Raw genomic sequence first — 19,784 nt, forward strand, 5'->3', positions numbered from 1 at the left:
ACTGGAATCTTATAGGGGACCGGAAATCCCTTGTTTTCTAATCATAAAGAAATGAGCCCCCAGTAATGCAAAGAGAACCCCGGGCAAGAACCAGATATGCAGTGAATAAAAGCGTGTCAGAGTTACCGCTCCCAGGTCATTGCCGCCTCTCAGCGCCTTCAGAACAAATTCGCCAATAACTGGAACTGAACCAGCCATTTTAGTTCCAACCACAGTAGCCCAGTAAGCTTTCTGGTCCCAGGGCAACAGGTAACCTGTAAACCCAAAAGTTAGGACGATGAGCAGTAACCCAACACCCACCATCCAGTTCAGTTCCCGCGGCTTTTTGTAAGCCCCGTGGAAATAAACTCGCAAGAGATGTACAACTACCATTATGACAACTCCAGAACTACCAATACGATGCATTCCTCGAATTAGCCGGCCGAAAGCCACTTCCTTACTTATATACTCAACACTAGCATAGGCGTGGTCAGGAGATGGTACATAATACATAGTCAGGAAAATACCGGTGATCACCTGCAACATAATTAAAACAAAGGTTATTCCTCCAAAACAGTATAAAAAGTTCACGTGTGGAGGAACAGGATGGTCCAGTATTTCCTTGATTTGATCTTTGATTTGTAGCCTTTCGTCTATCCAGTTATATATTCTTTCTGTCATCACCTGTTTTAAGCCTCCTCAGCCTGGATTAGCTTCCCAATTAGCAATTTACCATCAGCAATTTTAGTTTCATAGCGATCTAATGGGCGTGGGGGAGGTCCCGCAACTATTTCACCATCCATACTGAATACTGCCCCATGGCAAGGACACTTGAATTGTTTGCTGGCTGCGTCCCAGTTGTATCCGCATCCCAGGTGGGTACAGTTAGGCGAAAATACAGTTATATTATTTTCATCTTTTTTTACTACCCACACCGAGCGTTTTTGTTTGGTTTCTACCCAGCCATCCTTCTTTGTGAATTCGAAATCCACTTTAATTGGTTCCCCTGTCTTGAAATTTGCGATACTCCCTATCTCGATAAATTCCACTTTCTCTTTCTTCATCGCCGGAGCTAATGCATATCCGGCTAATGGGGTGGCCAGACTCAAAGCAATTGCTGACCCTGTTAAACCGAGCATGGTTATTAAAAACTTACGGCGACTGATTTCGTCCATTTCGTCACTTACTTCAGCATGAAAAATTTCCTTTTGTTCTTCCATTACAATCCTCCTCATTTCAGTGTATGGTATTGCAATAAATTAATAAGAGCTATTGCTCCAGCAAAGATAGCACCATTAGCAACACCATAGCCAATAGCCAGAAATAAATATTTCTTCATTGATCCGGCTTCAGGTTCCTTACGTCCAACTAAAATCCAGCTAATCAGGATAGATATGGCTAACATTAATATCAACAATAATGTCTCCATTCACCCACTCCTTCCCTTTGATGGTACGTAATATTCTGAATTTTTATGTCTCTAAAAAAATTTTAACAATAGTGGTCGAAAAACTACATGGCCGAAATAGACTAATTTACGACCAAAATAATACTATTCAGAAAATTGACATTCGTCCAAAAAAACCAAAAGACCAGCTTCTCGCTGGTCTGGTTGGACTAAATTAAATTAACCCTTCCCTGGTAGCAAAGGCTGCAGCTTGTACTCTATTTTCCAGGTGTAACTTTTCCAGGATATTTCTCAAATGATTGCGGACTGTATTCTCTGAGATACATAGAGCAGCACCTATTTCTTTATTTGTATAACCTTGTGCCACCATTCTTAAAACCTCTTTTTCCCTTAAAGATAACTCTTTCCTGGGCTCGGTAGATTCATTATCCCCTTTATGCTCCTGTCTGTACTGGGATAAGCGCGCAAATTCATGTATAATCTTGGTTGCCAGGTGTGGAGATATAGGCACAATTCCGTTACTTGTCTCTAATAAATAATTTATTAACTGTTCAGGTTCAAGATTTTTTAGCAAATATCCACTAGCACCATGTTTTATCGCATCAAAGAGAATTTCATCTTCTTCCTCGACAGTAAGGATTATTATTTTTGCAGCAACATTTTGAGCAATAAGAACTTTTGTGGCTTCAAGACCATTCATTTCTGGCATATTAATATCCATCAATATTAGATCCGGCTTTAGTTCATGGGCTTTTTTAATTGCATCCTTACCATTACTTGCCTCTCCAATTACCTTTAAAGCGGGATGGGATTCAATAATACTTTTGATTCCTCTGCGGAAAAGGTTGTGATCATCAACCAGCAGTATTTTCAAAATTTTTTCCATCAAAGTCGCCCTCCTGGCTTAGTTTAGGTATGATCAACTTTATAGTGGTTCCCTGCTCTCCTGAATAAATTTGAAAATCAGCCTTAATGATTTTAGCTCTGTCTATCATATTATTTAGTCCAAAATGCTTATCTCGATCCACTTTCTCTATCTCAAAACCACAACCATTATCATATATTTCTAAGAGCCAGTGGCCATCATTTTCTTCTAATAGTATCTTTACTTCCGTTGCACCGGAATGCTTACGGATATTGTTTAATGCTTCTTGAACAATTCTTAATATATGCATTTCCGTTTCAGCATTATTAATTATTCCTGAGGAAACCCACTTATAGTCTACCATAATATTTTGCTGTCTGGCAAAATTGGAAAGATAACTTTCAATATATGAATTAAGTCCGTTAGTTATTAGTTTTGTGCTATTTAAATTTCTGATTGCAAGCCTGGTTTCCTGATATAGATCACTGATTATAGCAATCAATTCTTCCATCTCACTCAGTATAGAATTATATCCTTGTTTTCTACAAGTCGCAATTAATGTTCTCATTTTCAAATTCAAATATCCTAATCCTTGCGCCAAACCATCATGAATTTCTCGGGCAAGACGATAGCGCTCTTCAGCAATGGCTTTTTCACTAATTCGCTGTTTTTCTAAGGCCTCTTTGCGTTTTCGATCTCTCATGTCTCTAATAATAAAAACACAACCATTAAATACTTTATCTTCTTTCAGTTTAGCACAGCTTACTTCCACTGGAATATTTATTCCATTTGAGTCGCTAATATATATCTCTTTTCTACATATGCGATTTTCACTGTTCTTCGTACAGTTAAAAGGGCATTCCTCTGAGTTACACAACTTCTCTTTTTTCTCATTTTGACAGTTTAAAATATTCGAACAATGAATTTTTAGCTGCACCTGCTTATTATCATCAATCCCAAGCATTTTTAACGCAGCTGGATTTAACATATCTATTTTCTGGTTACCGTCAATAAAAATAATGGCATCAGGTGAAGTCTGAACGATTTTGCTCAAACTTTCACTTACCTTTTTTAATTTTACGAAAATATGGTTGGATAATAACATTACTCCAATCATTAAGAATAGTACAGAAAAAAAGTTTTCCTGCCACCCGGGAAATATTTCTTCCAATGTTTCATGTAAAGGGTAATGACGGATATATTCAAAAGCTCCGACAAATATAGCTGTTACTGACACAAACCAGATCCGCATTTTACGTAACTCCTGCATCCTTTCCCTCCTCTCAGCTTTATACAAATTTTTATTCGACATATGATTTACAATTCCTTTTAAAAAATTAAAACCTGTCAACGACAGGTTCAGTTAGCTATATGATTACTAAATCTTCTAACGGGGCATCAGCGAAAAACTTTTTGTCACTATCTTCAGCCTCAAGAATAGCAATGCGCTCATATTGGCAAATATGAATAACCCGAAAAACCACATCCATCCCATAGGATTTTCTCTTGACTTTAAAACCAGTTCGCATTTACCTTCACCCCCTGATATTATATGCAGGTGATAAAGGTAAATGCCATAATCTTCAGTTATTTTCGTTTAAAATTCTATACTGTAATGCTATTGCCATATGCTCTTCCTTGATTAGTAAGCTATCTGCCAAATCTGCAATTGTCCGGGCTACTCGAAAAACACGCCAATAACTGCGCATTGTCATCTTAAATTTTTCATAAGCGTAATCCAGCAACTCCAGAGCTGATTCAGAAATCTCCGCTTTTTCACGAAAAATGCTTAGAGAAACATTAGCATTATTAAGATGTCTAACACCATATCTTTTCATTTGTATTTCCTTCGCATGGACAATTTGCTGTTTTACTTTACCTTTATTAAAAACTGATGTTGATTTTATTTCTTTATAGGTTGGACGAAAAAGCTCAACCTTTAGATCAATTCTATCTAGAATGGGACCTGATAATTTATATCGATATCTTTCGACCTGAGCTGGCGAACACTTACACTCGGTCTTATCTTTTCCACATGGACATTGGTTCATTGCCGCTACTAGCTGAAAAACCGACGGAAATTCCAGTTTCTGCTGAACCAGACCAAGGCTGATTTTTCCTTCTTCTAGCGGTTGCCGTAAAGATTCCAGCACATCTCTAGAGAATTCAGCAATTTCATCCAAAAATAATACTCCTCGATGAGCTAAAGTAATTTCTCCAGGCATCTGCCTTCTGGGACTACCAATAATTATTGCTTTACTGGCGGTATGATGAGGAGCTCGAAAAGGACGGCAATTATCTAAGAAAGTTCTTTCAATACCGGCAAGACTATAAATACGATTAACTTCCTTTTGTTCATGAGTAGTCAGTGGTGGTAACAATTGCGCTAATAATCTGGCTAGCATAGTTTTACCAACTCCTGGTGGTCCCTGTAGAAGTAAATGATGGCCTCCCGCAGCAGCAATTTGAACAGCATATTTTGCCTGCTCCTGACCATAGATCTCTTCAAATAAACCGTTGTCCGGATTATTTAGAGATGTTGAAAATGACGGCAAAATTTTCTTTGGCCTCAATTTATTTTCGCTTAGGTCTATTAGATCTTTTAGAGTAGTTAAACCATAAAAAATAATTCCCGCAGCACTGGCCTCAACAGCACTCTTCACAGCTGAGCATAAATAGCAATTATTTTCCAGTTCAGACAACATGAGAGCGGCAGCATAAATTCCTTTCACCTGTCTTATTTCTCCATTCAGGGACAATTCCCCCATAAAATAGGTCTGCTCTAGAACTTTTTCTGGCAAGCAAAGCTGTTGTGAAGCCAGTAAAATTCCTATTGCTATGGGTAAATCATAAAAGGGCCCAGCTTTTTTTATACTGGCTGGTGATAGGTTAACTGTAATTCTTGCCAATGGGAACTGCCAACCACAATTTTTAATGGCACTTCGCACTCTCTCCCTGGCTTCTTTTACTGCTTTATCTGGCAGACCTACAATTTCAAAACTTGGCAATCCCCGTTGAACATCCACCTCCACCAATAACGGATAAATATCCAAACCATATATACCGACACTTTTAACTTTAACGAACATTTTTTCTTCCCCTCCCAAGAACTTATGTTCTACACTAGCTTGAAATTTCCTGCTTGAGAAACAAAAAAGGTTCGAAAAAAAATTCGAACCTACGGGAGAGGAATTTCTGCATTACCATCAATCTCTGCAATTAGCAGTTCGACTTGCTCAGACTTCAAATTTAAAAGCTGCAAAGATGTCTCATTTATAGAATAATATAGTCCATCTATGCCCAAACCTATCCCTAACATCAGACACAGAGCATCAGCCAAATGAACTATATGAACCAATTTATTAGTATGATCCTTAGGCTGATGGTGATAGGCAATGGTCTCAACAATATTCTGAGGCAGTTTCCACTTCTCGCCTAAAAGCGCCCCAGCTTCTGCGTGGCTATAACCCAATATTTCCTTTTCTACTTCCACAAAAGGCTTTTGTTCCGTTTCTACTTTTTGTAAAACTTGTTGGTAATCTTCAAAAATAAATTCATTTAATACTACTTTTCCTATATCATGTATAAGCCCTGCAACAAATGCCTCTTCTGGTTGTGGATATTTAATTTTCTTGGCAATGTGCCGTGAAATATTGCCACAGTATAATGCATGTTTCCATATTTCTCCCTGGGGCATAGCATAGCCTTTTATTTCACGATTTAATGTCTTGGAAAGGGCAAAACTCATTAAAAGGGATCTAATTGCGGCAAACCCCATAATTACTATCGCTTCATTAATAGTACTTACGCGTCTTGATAGACCATAAAATGCTGAGTTGGCATACTTTAGCAGTGTTACTGTCATTGCCTGGTCTGAGCCAATGATATTTGCTAAGTCCCTTGGGCCGGAATTAGGATTATCTATAACCTGAAGAGCTTTTGTAACGGTAAGAGGTAACGGCGGTATATCCTCTACTGCTTTTATTAACTGCTCTAAACTGATTTTTGCCAACTTCTTCTCCTCCTGTATGTAATTCCTCGCAAATCATCGGTTAATTTTTTTATTCGACATAATTCTCTGAAATCCTTTCTTAATCAAGGATATACGCCATTATATTAGTCTCATGCCCCTCATAGTATATTGCAATGGCCATTATATATCCATTATCACAATTATAAATGCTGGTCAATTCTTGCCATAGACGACGTAATCTATTTTTTTTAACCCTAGTTATATTTTCAATAGCGGGTACAGGCGAAAATTTTGAACAAGTTTTTACTTCAACCAGGACTAAGTTGTTTTCGGAATCTTTGCATAATATATCGACCTCTCCCTTTTTTAGTTTTAGGTTTCTAGCAATTATCTTGTACCCTTGCTGTGCTAAATATTGAGCCGCTATTTCTTCGCCTAAGTTACCTAGCTCCTTTTTTTTCATATTCTCACCTAAAATAGCCGGCCTCAACTGAGGCCGGCTAAATTTTAAAGCTTATGGTATTAAAGCCTTAGCTGCAAGATCAGCTAAATTGGCCAGCGGTGTTGGATATACACCCAGAAGCAGGGTTATGACCATACTTACGATCAAAATTAGCTTCATATTGCCTGGCACAGCGATGGGCGTGTTATCTTGTGCTTCGCCTAGATACATTGCTTTGGTAACGTTCAGATAGTAATATACCGAAACCATTGACATTACCAGGCCCACTAACGCCAACCACAACTTCCCTTCAGCTACAACTGAAGCAAACAAGTATAGTTTACCTGCAAAACCAGCTAGAGGAGGTATCCCAGCCATAGAAAGCAAGCAGGTAGTTAAAACAGCAGCTAGAAGAGGGCTCCTTTGACTTAAACCTGACATATCCTTTATTTCTGTGCTGCCAACATTCATACTCATTACCATGGCAACAGTGAAAGCTCCGACTGTTGCAAAAAGATAGATCATCAGATAAAATGCCATGCCTTTAATACCAGCAGTTGTGCCTGCAACCAAACCGGTTAAGATATATCCAGCCTGGGCAACACCAGAATAAGCTAGCATTCTTTTTAGGTTAGTTTGCGGAATAGCCACAACGTTACCTATGACCATAGAGAGAGCAGACAGTCCCGCTAAAAGCCCTATCCAGCTCATCTTATATGGTGCGAGAGCAAAGTACAGTATCCTGGCAAAAGCTGCAAAGGCAGCAGCCTTGGACCCGACGGCCAAATAAGCGGTTACCGGACTCGGAGCCCCTTGGTAGATATCAGGTGACCACATATGGAAAGGTACAGCAGAGATTTTAAAACCGAAACCTGCAACCAGGAAAACCAAACCTAACAGCAAAGCAGGTTCCAATCCTTGCTTTTGAGCAATGGCCACTATTTCCTGCAAACTAGTAGTTCTAGTCACACCATATACCATGCTTAAGCCATAAAGAATTATTGCCGATGACATGCCGCCTAGGAGTACATACTTTACACCAGCTTCGGCAGAGGCACTGTCTCCCCTTTTCATACCTGCCAAGGCATAAAAACTGATAGTCATCAATTCCAGGCCTAAATAGAGAGCAATTAATTCCCCGGCAGAAACCAAGGTCATCATGCCCAGGCAGGCAAAGACTAGAAGGGAATAAAACTCTGCCCGATATACAGGTAACTTTTCAGAATATCTGGCAGCTGCAAGAGCAATTAAAGCTCCTGTAAGCAAGGCAAGCTGTTTAAAAAACAGACCGTAATCATCAAAAAGGTAAAATCCATTCAGGACAGATGTTTTGGTTCCATACAGGCTAAAACTATTAGCAAATACTATCAGCAAGCCAATGCCGGTTACATAGCCAAAACCCTTAGTTTGCGCTTTAGGAACCAGGATAGCTAAAACCATTAGTCCCAAAGCTATTAAAGCTGTTTGTAATTCTAACGAAAATAGTGACAGATCCAAATTCATTTAAAAGTTCCCCCCCATCTTTGTTGCTGCGCCGATAACATTACTAATTTGGGCAACCAGCGGAGCAACACCGTTATTAACCATATCCATTAACAAGAAGGGGAACAACCCACCAATGATCAATACTGAACCTAATACATACAGGGGAACCAGTTCCGGGCCCTTAGCATCTGGTAGCCAATCATATTCACTGCGCCGCGGTCCAAACAGGGTATTGGCCAATAAGCGTAGACTGTAGAGTGCAGTGATTATAACCCCGGCAATAGCAATAACAGCACCTGCCATCACAGTACTATTTCCCTGAGCTGCTTTCCAGACACCAATAAAGATAGTAAACTCAGGAACAAAGCTGACTAAACCGGGTAACCCTAAGGAAGCCATACCAGCCATCATAAAACCAGTGGCAATCTTGGGAATTTGATGGGCCAACCCACCCAGATCTGGCATTGTGCGCACATGGGTTTTGTCATATACATAACCGATCATGGAGAAGAACAATGCCGACATAACACCGTGGGCGAACATATTGGCAATGGCCCCATTGATACCAATAATGTTCAGGCTGGCTACACCTAAAAGCACATAACCCATGTGACTGACAGAGCTATAACCAACAACATACTTCAAGTCCTTTTGTGCCAGAGCAATTAGGGCAGCATAAGCCACGTTCACCACTGCTAGCGCTATAATCACCGGCGCCCAGTATTTAGCTCCTTCCGGCATTATGAAGAGCCCAATCCGGATCAAACCGTAGCCACCGATTTTTTTCAATACGCCTGCATGGATCATGGATACAGCAGTTGGTGCACCTGCGTAACCATCAGGTGACCAGGAATGGAAGGGCCACATCGATAACAGAGAAGTAAATCCTAATGCCATCAACAGGAATGCTACTCTCTGGAATTCAGGAGTAAAGTTAAGTTTGGCCAGCTCGCTGATTTCAAATACCCACTTGCCTCCAGTCAGATTATGGGCTTCAACCAGCATATAGATTAAGCCACCAAGTAAGAATGCACTACCTATAAGCAGGTATATGGTCAATTTCATACCGGCATATTCTTTAGTAACCCGCTTGGTGCTACCCCAGATGATAACCATGATATAAATTGGGATAACAACCACTTCGTAAAACAGGAAGAATATGAACAAATCCTGGGTTACAAAGGTACCCATAACACCTGCGATAAGGATCAACAGCAAAATGAAAAATTCTTTTGGTCTCTTTTCATAGTTCCAAGAAGCATAGACAGCACTAAAACCAATCAATGCTGTTAACAATACCATTGGCAAACTAATTCCATCTACACCGAGGGAATAATTAACGCCGAAATCAGGTATCCAGGGAATAAATTCTCTGAACTGCAGTCCACCAGCCTGCTTATCATAGCTAAAATACACATAAAGGGAAAGGGCCAGAGATACAAAGGTTGCTACAGCAGCAACTGATTTGATTAGCTTATGTTCATCTTTCGGTAAGAAAACGATAACCAGTGCTCCGATTATAGGAGCTAAAAACAATGCTGTTAGCAAGCCCATCAGTTGCCACCCCCTAACATAGCCAGCATTTCTTTGGCTGGGCTACCCATGGCTAGATAGATGGCAATGATGACGATCGCCAGGAAAAGTACCAGCGCATAATTTTGCAAGCGTCCGGTTTGAGCATATCTTAATCCGCCACCCAGTTCTCTGGTAAAGAAGCCCAGACCATTTACAATTCCGTCAATTACATAGATATCGAACCAGTACAACAGCTTTCCTAGACCATCAACAATAGTATGGTTAAACCAGAGGTAGATTTCATCAATAAAATATTTGTTGTAGGAAAGCTTATACAACAAGCCAGCCCGTTCAGCCACTTTTTCGTAAGAAATTACTCGCTTCAAGTACATCAAGTAAGCTAAGCCGATTCCGGCCAGAGCCAGTATAGTTGATACTATCATGATGCCATAATTGGCTTCGGCATGATGATATTCTCCGGAACGGATCCAATAAGCCCAGCCATGTTCCGGTCCCCAGGGAGTGCCAACCCATCCTCCCACAACGGAAAGAAATGCCAGAACAAACAGGGGCAATAACATGCTGAAAGGAGATTCATGAGGGTGATTTTCCGGCTTTTCGGGACCAAAAAAGGTCAGGAAAATCATTCGCCACATATAGAATGCAGTCATAGCAGCGGTTATACTTGCCAGCCAGTAAAGAGCAGTATGACCGCTTTCCAGTGTCACTAACAAAATCTCATCCTTACTGAAGAAACCGGCAAATGGGAATATACCGGCAATAGCCAGACCGCCAATGACAAAAGTCCAGGCCGTGTAAGGCATTTTTTTCCTTAAACCACCCATATCCCAGACGTGAACTTTACCATGCATTGCATGTAGTACACTACCTGCTCCCAGGAACATCAGAGCCTTGAAGAAAGCATGAGTAAAAAGATGGAAGAAGGAAGCAGTCAAACTACCTACTCCGAGTGCCATCATCATATACCCTAGCTGGGATACAGTCGAATATGCCAGGATCCGTTTAAGCTCTGTTTGAGTCAGGGCGATAGTTGCGGCAAAGAAGGCTGTAAAGCCACCAACCCAGGCTACTACTTCACCAGCTACTTCTGCCGTCTGATACAGGAATAACATTCTTCCTACCAGATATACCCCTGCCACCACCATGGTAGCTGCGTGAATCAGAGCTGAAACAGGAGTAGGACCTTCCATCGCATCTGGCAACCATACATGCAGGGGAAATTGACCAGATTTACCAATAGGCCCGATAAACAGCAGGATTGCTATTACATTCAGCAACGCCAGAGAAATTCCATATTGCTGGTAGTTCGGCACCGCCTCTGCCAGCTGTGAAAAATCCAGGGTTCCAAAAACAATTTGCAGGAACAAGATCCCCAGAAGCATGCCAAAGTCGCCAATTCTTGTTGTAATAAATGCTTTTTTGGCTGCTTCTCGAGCAGATATTTTATAATAGTAATATCCGATCAATAGGTAGGAACACAATCCCACTAGCTCCCAGAAGACAAACATTTGCAGTAAGTTAGTGGATATTACTAATCCTAGCATTGAAGCTGCAAACAGAGACAAATAGGCATAAAATCTACTAAAACCTGGATCTCCATGCATATAGCCAAGGGAATAAATTTGAACTAAAGAAGCAACCAGAGTAACTACAAAAAGCATCATCGCTGATATGGGGTCAATCCGTACCCCCATATTAATATTCAATCCTTCCATGCTGAACCAGGTAACATTCATTTCTAAAGGCTTTTCAATCAATTCTGGATTATTCAAGACCCCTATACCCACACTGACAGCTAAAACAAAGGATGTCAGAATGGCAGCGATCGCTACCAGCGCACTCAACTTTTGCCATCTCAGGGTTAACAACCCGATAATAGCAAATGCCAATGCTGGTAGCAGCGGAATAAGCCAGGCTTTTTCCATTGCAAACTGCACCATGCGCTCTTCGCACCACCTTTATTACCATTTCAGCCAGTCAATATCATTCAGATCAACAGAAAGCCGATCACGATAGATAGCTATTACCAGGGCCAGACCAACCGCAACCTCCGCAGCAGCTACGATTATAGTAAAAAGTGCAAACAGCTGGCCGTCAAGAAATTCAGGCTTTAAGAATCGGGAAAAGGCAACGAGGTTGATGTTAACGGAGTTTAACATCAGCTCTATACCCATCAAAACTGCAATAGCATTGCGTTTTGCCAGGGCACCATATAAGCCAATGCAAAATAGCAGGGCTGCCAACATCAAATAATGCTGTAAGGTAATCATTTCTGATTTTTCACCTCTTTCGCGATTACGATGGCCCCTAACATGGCAACAAGCAATAATACCGCCGCAATTTCAAAAGGTACCACGTAATCGGTTAACATCAGCTCTGCCAGCTGACCGACTGTTTCTTTAGGTCCTTCTGCAGCTTGATTTCCCCAGCTAGTAGCATTTAACAACCAGGCAAGAACGCTAAATACCCCCAGTGAAACAATCAATGCTGTCCACTTTTGGTTATTAAACAAATTGGAACGATTTATGTCACCCCGTCTGGTAAGCATAACACCAAAAGCAAAGAGTATCGCTACTGCACCTACATAGACCATTAGCTGCACGAAGGCGATAAAATCAGCATTCAATGTGAGGTAAATACCTACCACTCCGGCAAAAGTTAAGATGAGAAACAGGGCGCTGTGTACCAGGTTGCGTTTTAAAACTACTCCCAGCGCTGCCCCTAATGTAATAAAGGACAGTAGATAGAAAAACAGTGCCTGCATTAATCAATTTCACCCCTTATTTCCCGTTTGCTCGGGATTGCCTCCGTTCTTACTGAAATACTCAGCATACATGTCCCGATTAACGTCTTCCCTGCTGTAGGCAGCAAGCTCAAAATTCTGGGTCCAGCGCAGAGCATTGGTCGGACAGGCCTCTACACAAAAACCACAGAAAAGGCAGCGCTCAACCATCATGGTATAGCCCACCAGTTTACGCTTGTTGTTTTCGTCCTTTTCAGATTTAACTGAAATTACATGGTTGGGACAGGCATTGGCACAGAGACCACAGGATATGCATTTGGGTACATCCAGATAAAAATCCCCATGAAAACGGGGTGCCAGCTGTGGCATCACATCAGGATATAGTTCGGTCACTGCTCCACCACGAAAATGTTTTAAAAAGTGTTTTAGTGTTACACCCATGCCTGTCATAATACCTTTGCCAAACATCTAATCACCATCCCATCCACTGGAAGAGCTTTATACCAACACCGGTTACCAATATATTGGCTAAAGATAGCGGAATCAAGACTTTCCAGCTAAAGCTCATCAAATGATCTATCCGGATCCGAGGTAAGGTCCAACGGGTCCACATAAAGAGTAAAATCATAAAGTACACTTTCAAAATGAACCAGACATAGGACGGGATAAAGTTCAAAAAGTCAAAGGGAGCTTGCCAACCACCCAGGAAAAGGGTAGTAGCAATGGAGCTCACCGCAACCAGGTTGGCATATTCCGCCAGGAAAAACAAGGCCCAGCGCATACCGCTATATTCCGTATAAAGACCTGCTACTAGTTCCTGCTCACCTTCAGGCAAGTCAAAAGGAGCGCGGTTCAATTCAGCAGTTCCTGCAATGAAATAGATGAAGAAACCAATAAATTGCGGCACAATAAACCACATATTCTTTTGCGCAGCAACAATATCAGACATTTTTAAGGAGCCAGTCAACATCACAACACCCACCAGTGAAAATACCAGCGGGATTTCATAACTAACCATCTGAGCTACACTGCGCATACCACCCAAAAGGGAGTATTTATTGTTGGAGCCCCAACCCGCCATTAAAAAGGCGATAGTTGAGACAGAAGCTACTGAAACAAAGTAAAACAAGCCAATATTCAAGTCAGCGATAATCATTTCGTCACCAAAGGGAATTACTGCAAAAACCATAGTTGCTGGCACAAAAATCAACAAAGAAGCGATCCGGAACACCCATTTATCAACAGCTTCAGGAATAATATCCTCTTTTGTTAAAAGCTTGAGAGTATCAGCCAGGGTTTGAAACAGCCCTTTGGGCCCAAGTCGGTTCGGGCCGTAACGTTGTTGGATAAAACTTGAGATCTTCCGCTCTAAATACACCAGGACCAGTGCGTTTAACAAGCAGAAGATGATAACGCCCAGACCGCCAACAACATCCATTAAAACTTCAACAGCTGCGGGAGAAAAATTAAGGCTGGCAAACCACTGACGAAGCCATTCGGCAAAGACAACAAAAAAACTTTTTTCCATGCATCTTCTCCCCTATACAATCCAGATTTCCCCTAGCGGTCAATTTCCCCTAAAACGATATCGATGGAAGCTAGCACAACAATGGCATCCTGAATATTGCAGCCTTTAACAATTTCAGGGAATACACCGAGATTGACGAACGAAGGTGAATGAATATGGAGTCGATAAGGCTTAGGTGAGCCATCACTGACAATGTAAAAGCCTAATTGACCTTTGGAAATTTCCATGCGATGATAAACTTCTCCTGCCGGAGGTTTAATCACTTTCGGTACTTTGGCCATTATCGGTCCATCTGGGATTTGATCTAAAGCTTGCTCAATAATTTTAAGGCTTTGCTCCATTTCCAGTAGTCTGATCATATAGCGGTCATAACTATCACCGTTGTACAGAACAGGTACTTCAAAATCAAATCGATCATATACACTATAAGGTTCTACTTTCCTGAGGTCATAGGGTACACCACTAGCTCTCAAATTAGGGCCTGTCACCCCATAAGCCAGTGCCAGCTCTTTGGAAAGCACCCCTACGTTCTTGGAACGAGCAATCAAAATCTCGTTTCCAGAAATAACTTTATGATACTCTTCGATAGCTTTAGGAAATTCAGCAATAAATTTTTTTACAGCCGGAAAAAACTCATCTGGAAGGTCTTCAGCCACCCCACCGATCCGCATATAGCTAAATGTCATTCGGGACCCGCTTACCATTTCCAGTAAATCGAGTACGGTTTCTCTGTCCCGGAAGCAATACATCCAGCCGGTAAATGCCGCCAGGTCAAGAGCATAACTTCCAACAAAAACCAGGTGACTGGCAATACGGCTCAATTCACCAACGATTACTCTGATATATTCCGCCCGTTCTGGAACTTCTATGCCCATGAGTTTTTCCACAGAAGCAACATAGGCCCAGTTATTCAACATACCGGAAAGGTAGTCTAAGCGGTCAGTATAGGGTATAAACTGTGTATATGTTCTGCTTTCGGCAAGTTTTTCCAATCCTCGATGCAGATAACCAGTATGATTTTCAGCTTTAGTAATGTACTCACCATCAAGGGTTAAGACACAGCGATAAACGCCGTGGGTACTAGGGTGCTGGGGACCCAGATTCAATGTGATTTCCTGTGTCCTAATCATCGTCACACCTCACAGTTTGTAATCCTTCCTCAAAGGATGACCTTCCCAATCATCGGGTAGTAGTATTCGTTTGAGGTTAGGATGCCCTTTGAAAATTATCCCAATCAAATCATAGGCCTCTCTTTCCTGCACGTTAGCAGCAGGATACACACTGGTTATTGAGGCGATTTCAGGTTTCACCTTATCTATTACTGCTTTTACGTTGATTTTATCAGGGGACTTTACCGATGTGACCTGATAAGCCATTATAAAGTTGGATTCATACTCCGTTGCAGTTAAATTAACGAGCAAAGGTAACTCAAACTTGTCCCTGAGCTCCTTCATTACGTCAACTATGATCCCAGCGGAAACTTCAATAGTGTCTCCTGAAATGTCTTCAACAGCCTTGACTTTATCCCCAAACTTTTTGTTGAGTTCAGCCAGGACTTTATCTCTAAAGTTATTTGCCATATTTCTTCAACCTCACCTTATTAGGGTTCTCCACCTTTTCTTTGAGCTGGAGAAACCCATAAATCAATGCCTCCGGTCGTGGCGGGCAACCAGGAACATAAACATCTACAGGCAAGAAGGTATCTGCGCCTTTTACAACACTATAGGAGTCAACAAACGGCCCACCACTAATGGCACAACTTCCCATTGCCATTACCCATTTGGGTTCAGGCATTTGGTCGTAGAGCACCTCGATCAAAGGTTGCATTTTTTTTGTTATCGTACCAGCTACAATCATTAAATCACTTTGACGCGGTGATGGCCTAAATACCTCATAACCAAAACGGGCCAGATCAAAACGAGGCCCACCTGCTGACATCATCTCAATAGCGCAGCAGGCCAAACCGAAAGTCATTGGCCATAAAGAGCGTGCCCTGGCCCAATTGAAAACGGCCTCAACTGTTGTCAGAATAACGCCTTTTTCAACCAGTGCCTGAGGGTTTTGGATTTCATTTCTTACATCCATTCCAATGCTCCTTCCTTCCAGGCGTACCAGAATCCCAGAATCAGAATCGCAATAAAGATAAACATTTCAACAAAAGCAAAGGTTCCTAGCACTTTGAATTTTACTGCCCAGGGATATAGAAAAACTGTTTCAACATCAAAGGCAACAAACAGCAAGGCGTACATGAAGTAACTTGTCTTAAACTGAATCCAGGTATCTCCCTGGGTTTCGAGACCGCATTCATAAGTGGTGTACTTGTATTTTGCTGTTCTTTTTGGCGAAAGCAATCTGGATACAAACAAAATAATTACAGGGAAAGCCATTGCGACCAGCAAAATAGCACCTATACCCGCAAACTGTAAACTCATAATCTCCCCCCTTTCTTTAGCCCATTTATCATTAGCTCGGAGACAGATAAATTATGCCACCGAGCCCAAGCCAGCGTCAATAAAATTCGACAAACTTGATACTGTTCTTCTTTTCACTAAATTAATTCCACATTTTTGAATTGCAAGACTTTTTTAACAAAAACTGTCGGTTCTTTCATTAAGTCAATTATTTCGCCCCGCAATACTGTATTTCCATACTGATCAGATATAATTTTTACTACCGGACGATAAGGTATACCACGGTTAATGTTAATTACCGTTGCCAGCCGTCCATCAAGCAATTCGACAATACTGCCGATGGGGTAAATCGCCAGGTTCTGTACAAATGCTTTGACTATCTCAGCATCATAAGAATGATATGATGATGCGATTAAGACTTCAATTGCCTCATAAGGTAAGACCATATTTTTATATACTCTGTCAGCAGTCAAGGCATCGTAGGCATCTACCACAGCCACGATCTTGGCAAAAATATGTATCTGTTTCTCGGAAAGCCCCTGGGGGTAACCTGTGCCATTAACTCGCTCATGATGTTGTCGTGCTACATTGGCAGCCAGAGTACTAATCTCGGGATGCATACGTAAAATTTGAAATCCCCTTTCCGTATGAGTTCTGACAATTTTCATTTCCTCATTAGTCAAAGGTCCAGGTTTATTCAATATGGATTCGGGTATAAAACATTTTCCCACATCATGCAGAAGAGCACCCATCGCAAGTTCATACAAGGCGCTCTTCTCCAATCCCATAACATGTCCTACAGCAATAGCCAGGGTACAGACATTCACACTATGGGCAAACGTATAATCATCTAATATCCTGATATCCGAGAGTTTTGTAAGTACTTTAGGATATGAAATAATTTGTGCAATCATTTCATTAATAACCGCTCTGGCTTTCTTCACATTAAATAACTGTCCCGCCTTAATATCACTCATGAACTCTGCAACCAGCTTCTCTGCCTCCAGACGAGTTTCAAAAGAGATAACGTCAGGAAGTTCCTTAACTTTTTCGTAAGCCGTCTGGATATTTATCTCTTCCCAGGGTTTAGGTTGAACTATATATACTGTTGGTATAGCATAATCAAATAAACTTTTAATAAGTTTTTCAGTAAGTTTTTTTCCTGCTTTTATAAGAAGAACTCCATCACGACTATATACCGGTCGCGCTAAAATCATCCCGGGTTTTGCATCGTAAATTAGTATGCGTTTCATCTTGTACCTCCACCAAAAGATATATTCGCCGTCTTAAGGTAAAATCCCTGCTAGTAGCCGAAATTTTCTTAAATTTTCTCACAATCGGTTTTGCAAGCGGTAGACATAGGCAAGTATTTCTGCTACTGCCTGGTATAGTTCTGCTGGAATCATTTCCCCAGGCTCCTGATTGACTAGAATTCTGGCCAGATAAGGTTGGCTAACTACTGGAATTTCCGCTTCCTCCGCCAGAGCAATTATCTTTTCAGCTATTGGACCACGCCCTGTAGCCAAGATTCGTGGAGCTGCGTCCCGACCGCTATCATAACCTAATGCTATCGCAATCTTCTTTTTTTTATCATTCAATTCCATCACTACCCTTTTAAATCTATCCCACAAGAAAAACCGGTTTCTTCGATCATTTCATCCACAGCCGAGAGCACTGCCCAGCGTTTTATATTCCAACCTAAAGCGTTGAGCTTATTTTTTAGTTCTTCTGTTATAGTTCCTTTTATATTGAAAAAATTAACCCACATCTCTTTGTCTGATGTGGCAGTAATGCTCACAAAAGCAGGGTTGTTAGCCTGCTCAATCCGCACTAAAAAACGCCAAATTTTCATCTGTTGAGCTAAGGCTTTTTCTGCTTCCCCTTCCCAAACCAATGCCTGCAACTCTGTGTCATTACTTTCGGCTAAGGGTTTCCACACCCAATAAGAGACTCCAGGTTCGGGTTCATCCTTTTTCTGCCAATTTTGCATATTAAACAAATCCCCTAATTCAGGTTTGAAATCAGAATTGTTTGCTGACGAAAAAAGCCAATGAGCAAGGAAATTCAACAATTTTTTCTTAAGGGGCAAACCTTCTCGTGCTGCGAAAACAGCAGCTTTTAATGTTTCAGCAGAACTGCCATGCAACTTAATCGCCAGTTGTAACCATTTGATCCAGCGCTCAGTTTGGGGGATATTATGTTTGGAAATATAATCTAATATCAACATTTCGCTCTGGTTTAACTCAACAAGAGTCTGAAAGAAAACCCTGTTTTCTCTAATATCATTGACCTTAAGTAGTACATTTTGTCCTGGCTTTAAATTGAGCTCACTTTGCGCAAAAATAATTATATCACCAATGGCAATCTTGAGCTCATCGCCTTTGACATCTATAACTTTAGCCCAAATTTGCCTTCCAATATTTAACTTCAAGTTTTTTAAGATATTATCAATAGCTTTTGTCTGTATTTCCAACAAGCGGTCGAGCTTCAATCCGCTCACTCTCCAGCAAAAATTTTCTTACAAAGGACCAGCGATGCTGCGGGCATGGGCCATATTTTTTTAAAGCAGCAATATGTGCTGCTGTACCATATCCTTTATGTTGCTCGAAACCATATTCCGGAAACAATTTCCCTATTTCTGCCATCATTTGATCCCTTGTAACTTTGGCGATAACCGAAGCAGCAGCAATACACGCATGCAACGCATCACCATCAATTATCCTTTCTTGATGACCAGGCCAGTCCGCTAAAGTTAAAGCATCTATTAGCAAAACTTTTGGCTCTACTTTTAGTCCTTTTACTGCCCTTAGCATGGCCAGTTTAGTGGCATTTAGAATATTAAGTTGTTCAATTTCAGCCACATCGGAAATTCCGACCGCCCAGGCGATCGCATCCTGTTTTATTTGTTCATATAACTGATTACGTTTAGATTCAGTTAGTTTTTTCGAGTCATCCAAAACAGGATAATAACAATCTTCAGGTAAAATAACAGCAGCGGCTACTACTGGACCGGCCAGCGGACCTCGCCCGGCTTCGTCCACTCCTGCAACCAACAATCCTTGCTGGCGGTATCGTTTTTCTAACGCCCTAAAATCATGCCAGCGTTTTTGTAATAAATAGTTTTTTTCTCTGTTTTTCATATATCTGAGCAATAGCTTTTTTACTGCTGGTCGGTGATCGGCTTTCAGCAGTTCTAACATGTCTAGCGGTATTTCCTGATTACGGCTAAGTAATTCTTTTAAATATTGCTGTATATCTTTAATTGTTTTCATATACTTCGCCCCTTTAAACTTTTAAAATTCGACGTTTGATATGTTTTTCCTGCAAAAATAAAAATAGAAAATAAAGGCCTGAAATGAAAATGAAAATATTTTGTTTTTTTTGAAAATTAACATTATTGGAACCCCAAATAAT

The 19,784-nt window shown here is 41.0% G+C and carries 24 protein-coding genes; all 24 read right to left on the reverse strand.

Features of this window, described 5'->3' with window-relative positions; translation table 11 throughout:
- Positions 1–9: 9 nt before the first annotated feature.
- Positions 10–660, reverse strand: coding sequence for a cytochrome b N-terminal domain-containing protein (locus tag ULO1_RS11525; protein WP_078664369.1), 651 nt, complete (start codon positions 658–660; stop codon positions 10–12).
- Between the two features lie 8 nt (positions 661–668).
- A complete protein-coding gene (locus ULO1_RS11530; protein ID WP_159446577.1) occupies positions 669–1,199 on the reverse strand; it encodes a ubiquinol-cytochrome c reductase iron-sulfur subunit in 531 nt (176 codons plus the stop codon).
- Positions 1,200–1,210: 11 nt separating this feature from the next.
- Entirely contained in the window at positions 1,211–1,408 is a 198-nt protein-coding gene (locus ULO1_RS11535) for a hypothetical protein (RefSeq protein ID WP_078664367.1), read from the reverse strand.
- A gap of 193 nt (positions 1,409–1,601) precedes the next feature.
- Positions 1,602–2,273, reverse strand: coding sequence for a response regulator transcription factor (locus ULO1_RS11540; protein ID WP_079906833.1), 672 nt, complete (start codon positions 2,271–2,273; stop codon positions 1,602–1,604).
- A complete protein-coding gene (locus tag ULO1_RS11545; protein ID WP_159446897.1) occupies positions 2,242–3,522 on the reverse strand; it encodes a histidine kinase in 1,281 nt (426 codons plus the stop codon). Before ULO1_RS11545 ends, ULO1_RS11540 begins: the two co-directional genes overlap by 32 nt.
- A 97-nt stretch (positions 3,523–3,619) precedes the next feature.
- Positions 3,620–3,781, reverse strand: a complete 162-nt coding sequence (locus tag ULO1_RS11550; protein WP_078664364.1) for a sporulation peptidase YabG — start codon at positions 3,779–3,781, stop codon at positions 3,620–3,622.
- 54 nt (positions 3,782–3,835) lie between these two features.
- Positions 3,836–5,341, reverse strand: a complete 1,506-nt coding sequence (locus ULO1_RS11555) for a YifB family Mg chelatase-like AAA ATPase (RefSeq protein ID WP_079906829.1) — start codon at positions 5,339–5,341, stop codon at positions 3,836–3,838.
- A gap of 89 nt (positions 5,342–5,430) precedes the next feature.
- Positions 5,431–6,264, reverse strand: coding sequence for an HDOD domain-containing protein (locus tag ULO1_RS11560; protein ID WP_159071863.1), 834 nt, complete (start codon positions 6,262–6,264; stop codon positions 5,431–5,433).
- A gap of 79 nt (positions 6,265–6,343) precedes the next feature.
- A complete protein-coding gene (locus ULO1_RS11565; protein ID WP_078664361.1) occupies positions 6,344–6,688 on the reverse strand; it encodes a YraN family protein in 345 nt (114 codons plus the stop codon).
- A 51-nt stretch (positions 6,689–6,739) separates the two neighbouring features.
- A complete protein-coding gene (locus tag ULO1_RS11570; RefSeq protein ID WP_078664360.1) occupies positions 6,740–8,170 on the reverse strand; it encodes an NADH-quinone oxidoreductase subunit N in 1,431 nt (476 codons plus the stop codon).
- Positions 8,171–9,706: a NuoM family protein gene (locus ULO1_RS11575; protein ID WP_079933640.1), complete on the reverse strand. Its 1,536-nt coding sequence runs from the start codon at positions 9,704–9,706 to the stop codon at positions 8,171–8,173. It lies immediately after the preceding gene.
- Positions 9,706–11,628, reverse strand: a complete 1,923-nt coding sequence (gene nuoL / locus ULO1_RS11580; RefSeq protein WP_079906828.1) for an NADH-quinone oxidoreductase subunit L — start codon at positions 11,626–11,628, stop codon at positions 9,706–9,708. The genes ULO1_RS11575 and nuoL overlap by 1 nt, the downstream gene beginning before the upstream one ends.
- 21 nt (positions 11,629–11,649) lie before the next feature.
- Positions 11,650–11,958, reverse strand: coding sequence for an NADH-quinone oxidoreductase subunit NuoK (nuoK, locus tag ULO1_RS11585; RefSeq protein WP_078664357.1), 309 nt, complete (start codon positions 11,956–11,958; stop codon positions 11,650–11,652).
- Positions 11,955–12,452, reverse strand: coding sequence for an NADH-quinone oxidoreductase subunit J (locus ULO1_RS11590; protein ID WP_078664356.1), 498 nt, complete (start codon positions 12,450–12,452; stop codon positions 11,955–11,957). The genes nuoK and ULO1_RS11590 overlap by 4 nt, the downstream gene beginning before the upstream one ends.
- Positions 12,453–12,461: 9 nt before the next feature.
- A complete protein-coding gene (locus ULO1_RS11595) occupies positions 12,462–12,899 on the reverse strand; it encodes an NADH-quinone oxidoreductase subunit I (protein ID WP_078664355.1) in 438 nt (145 codons plus the stop codon).
- Between the two features lie 4 nt (positions 12,900–12,903).
- Complete coding sequence (gene nuoH / locus ULO1_RS11600; RefSeq protein WP_078664354.1) at positions 12,904–13,959, reverse strand: NADH-quinone oxidoreductase subunit NuoH; 1,056 nt, start codon at positions 13,957–13,959, stop codon at positions 12,904–12,906.
- Positions 13,960–13,991: 32 nt separating this feature from the next.
- On the reverse strand, positions 13,992–15,089 hold the full coding sequence (locus ULO1_RS11605; RefSeq protein ID WP_079933641.1) for an NADH-quinone oxidoreductase subunit D: 1,098 nt from the start codon (positions 15,087–15,089) through the stop codon (positions 13,992–13,994).
- Between the two features lie 9 nt (positions 15,090–15,098).
- Positions 15,099–15,539, reverse strand: coding sequence for an NADH-quinone oxidoreductase subunit C (locus tag ULO1_RS11610; protein WP_078664352.1), 441 nt, complete (start codon positions 15,537–15,539; stop codon positions 15,099–15,101).
- A complete protein-coding gene (locus ULO1_RS11615; protein WP_079906823.1) occupies positions 15,529–16,044 on the reverse strand; it encodes an NADH-quinone oxidoreductase subunit B in 516 nt (171 codons plus the stop codon). The genes ULO1_RS11610 and ULO1_RS11615 overlap by 11 nt, the downstream gene beginning before the upstream one ends.
- Complete coding sequence (locus ULO1_RS11620) at positions 16,035–16,391, reverse strand: NADH-quinone oxidoreductase subunit A (protein WP_079906821.1); 357 nt, start codon at positions 16,389–16,391, stop codon at positions 16,035–16,037. The genes ULO1_RS11615 and ULO1_RS11620 overlap by 10 nt, the downstream gene beginning before the upstream one ends.
- Positions 16,392–16,507: 116 nt before the next feature.
- Positions 16,508–17,623 carry an HD-GYP domain-containing protein gene (locus tag ULO1_RS11625; protein ID WP_079906819.1) on the reverse strand — a complete coding sequence of 372 codons (1,116 nt, stop codon included), beginning with the start codon at positions 17,621–17,623 and terminating at the stop codon, positions 16,508–16,510.
- A 78-nt stretch (positions 17,624–17,701) separates the two neighbouring features.
- Entirely contained in the window at positions 17,702–17,968 is a 267-nt protein-coding gene (locus ULO1_RS11630) for an EscU/YscU/HrcU family type III secretion system export apparatus switch protein (RefSeq protein ID WP_375804192.1), read from the reverse strand.
- An 8-nt stretch (positions 17,969–17,976) separates the two neighbouring features.
- Positions 17,977–18,861, reverse strand: coding sequence for a hypothetical protein (locus ULO1_RS11635; RefSeq protein ID WP_078664347.1), 885 nt, complete (start codon positions 18,859–18,861; stop codon positions 17,977–17,979).
- Positions 18,818–19,642, reverse strand: a complete 825-nt coding sequence (locus ULO1_RS11640) for a ribonuclease HII (RefSeq protein WP_078664346.1) — start codon at positions 19,640–19,642, stop codon at positions 18,818–18,820. The genes ULO1_RS11635 and ULO1_RS11640 overlap by 44 nt, the downstream gene beginning before the upstream one ends.
- Positions 19,643–19,784 lie beyond the last annotated feature (142 nt).

Origin of the sequence: Carboxydocella sp. ULO1 (genome assembly GCF_002049255.1) — a bacterium.
Classification (GTDB): Bacteria; Bacillota.

Coding starts and splice junctions, on each gene's coding strand:
- ULO1_RS11525 (WP_078664369.1), bottom strand. CDS start 660: ATGACAGAAAGAATATATAACTGGATAGACGAAAGGCTACAAATCAAA.
- ULO1_RS11530 (WP_159446577.1), bottom strand. CDS start 1,199: ATGGAAGAACAAAAGGAAATTTTTCATGCTGAAGTAAGTGACGAAATG.
- ULO1_RS11535 (WP_078664367.1), bottom strand. CDS start 1,408: ATGGAGACATTATTGTTGATATTAATGTTAGCCATATCTATCCTGATT.
- ULO1_RS11540 (WP_079906833.1), bottom strand. CDS start 2,273: ATGGAAAAAATTTTGAAAATACTGCTGGTTGATGATCACAACCTTTTC.
- ULO1_RS11545 (WP_159446897.1), bottom strand. CDS start 3,522: ATGCAGGAGTTACGTAAAATGCGGATCTGGTTTGTGTCAGTAACAGCT.
- ULO1_RS11550 (WP_078664364.1), bottom strand. CDS start 3,781: ATGCGAACTGGTTTTAAAGTCAAGAGAAAATCCTATGGGATGGATGTG.
- ULO1_RS11555 (WP_079906829.1), bottom strand. CDS start 5,341: ATGTTCGTTAAAGTTAAAAGTGTCGGTATATATGGTTTGGATATTTAT.
- ULO1_RS11565 (WP_078664361.1), bottom strand. CDS start 6,688: ATGAAAAAAAAGGAGCTAGGTAACTTAGGCGAAGAAATAGCGGCTCAA.
- ULO1_RS11570 (WP_078664360.1), bottom strand. CDS start 8,170: ATGAATTTGGATCTGTCACTATTTTCGTTAGAATTACAAACAGCTTTA.
- ULO1_RS11575 (WP_079933640.1), bottom strand. CDS start 9,706: ATGGGCTTGCTAACAGCATTGTTTTTAGCTCCTATAATCGGAGCACTG.
- nuoL (WP_079906828.1), bottom strand. CDS start 11,628: ATGGTGCAGTTTGCAATGGAAAAAGCCTGGCTTATTCCGCTGCTACCA.
- nuoK (WP_078664357.1), bottom strand. CDS start 11,958: ATGATTACCTTACAGCATTATTTGATGTTGGCAGCCCTGCTATTTTGC.
- ULO1_RS11590 (WP_078664356.1), bottom strand. CDS start 12,452: ATGCAGGCACTGTTTTTCTATCTACTGTCCTTTATTACATTAGGGGCA.
- ULO1_RS11595 (WP_078664355.1), bottom strand. CDS start 12,899: ATGTTTGGCAAAGGTATTATGACAGGCATGGGTGTAACACTAAAACAC.
- nuoH (WP_078664354.1), bottom strand. CDS start 13,959: ATGGAAAAAAGTTTTTTTGTTGTCTTTGCCGAATGGCTTCGTCAGTGG.
- ULO1_RS11605 (WP_079933641.1), bottom strand. CDS start 15,089: ATGATTAGGACACAGGAAATCACATTGAATCTGGGTCCCCAGCACCCT.
- ULO1_RS11610 (WP_078664352.1), bottom strand. CDS start 15,539: ATGGCAAATAACTTTAGAGATAAAGTCCTGGCTGAACTCAACAAAAAG.
- ULO1_RS11615 (WP_079906823.1), bottom strand. CDS start 16,044: ATGGATGTAAGAAATGAAATCCAAAACCCTCAGGCACTGGTTGAAAAA.
- ULO1_RS11620 (WP_079906821.1), bottom strand. CDS start 16,391: ATGAGTTTACAGTTTGCGGGTATAGGTGCTATTTTGCTGGTCGCAATG.
- ULO1_RS11625 (WP_079906819.1), bottom strand. CDS start 17,623: ATGAAACGCATACTAATTTACGATGCAAAACCCGGGATGATTTTAGCG.
- ULO1_RS11640 (WP_078664346.1), bottom strand. CDS start 19,642: ATGAAAACAATTAAAGATATACAGCAATATTTAAAAGAATTACTTAGC.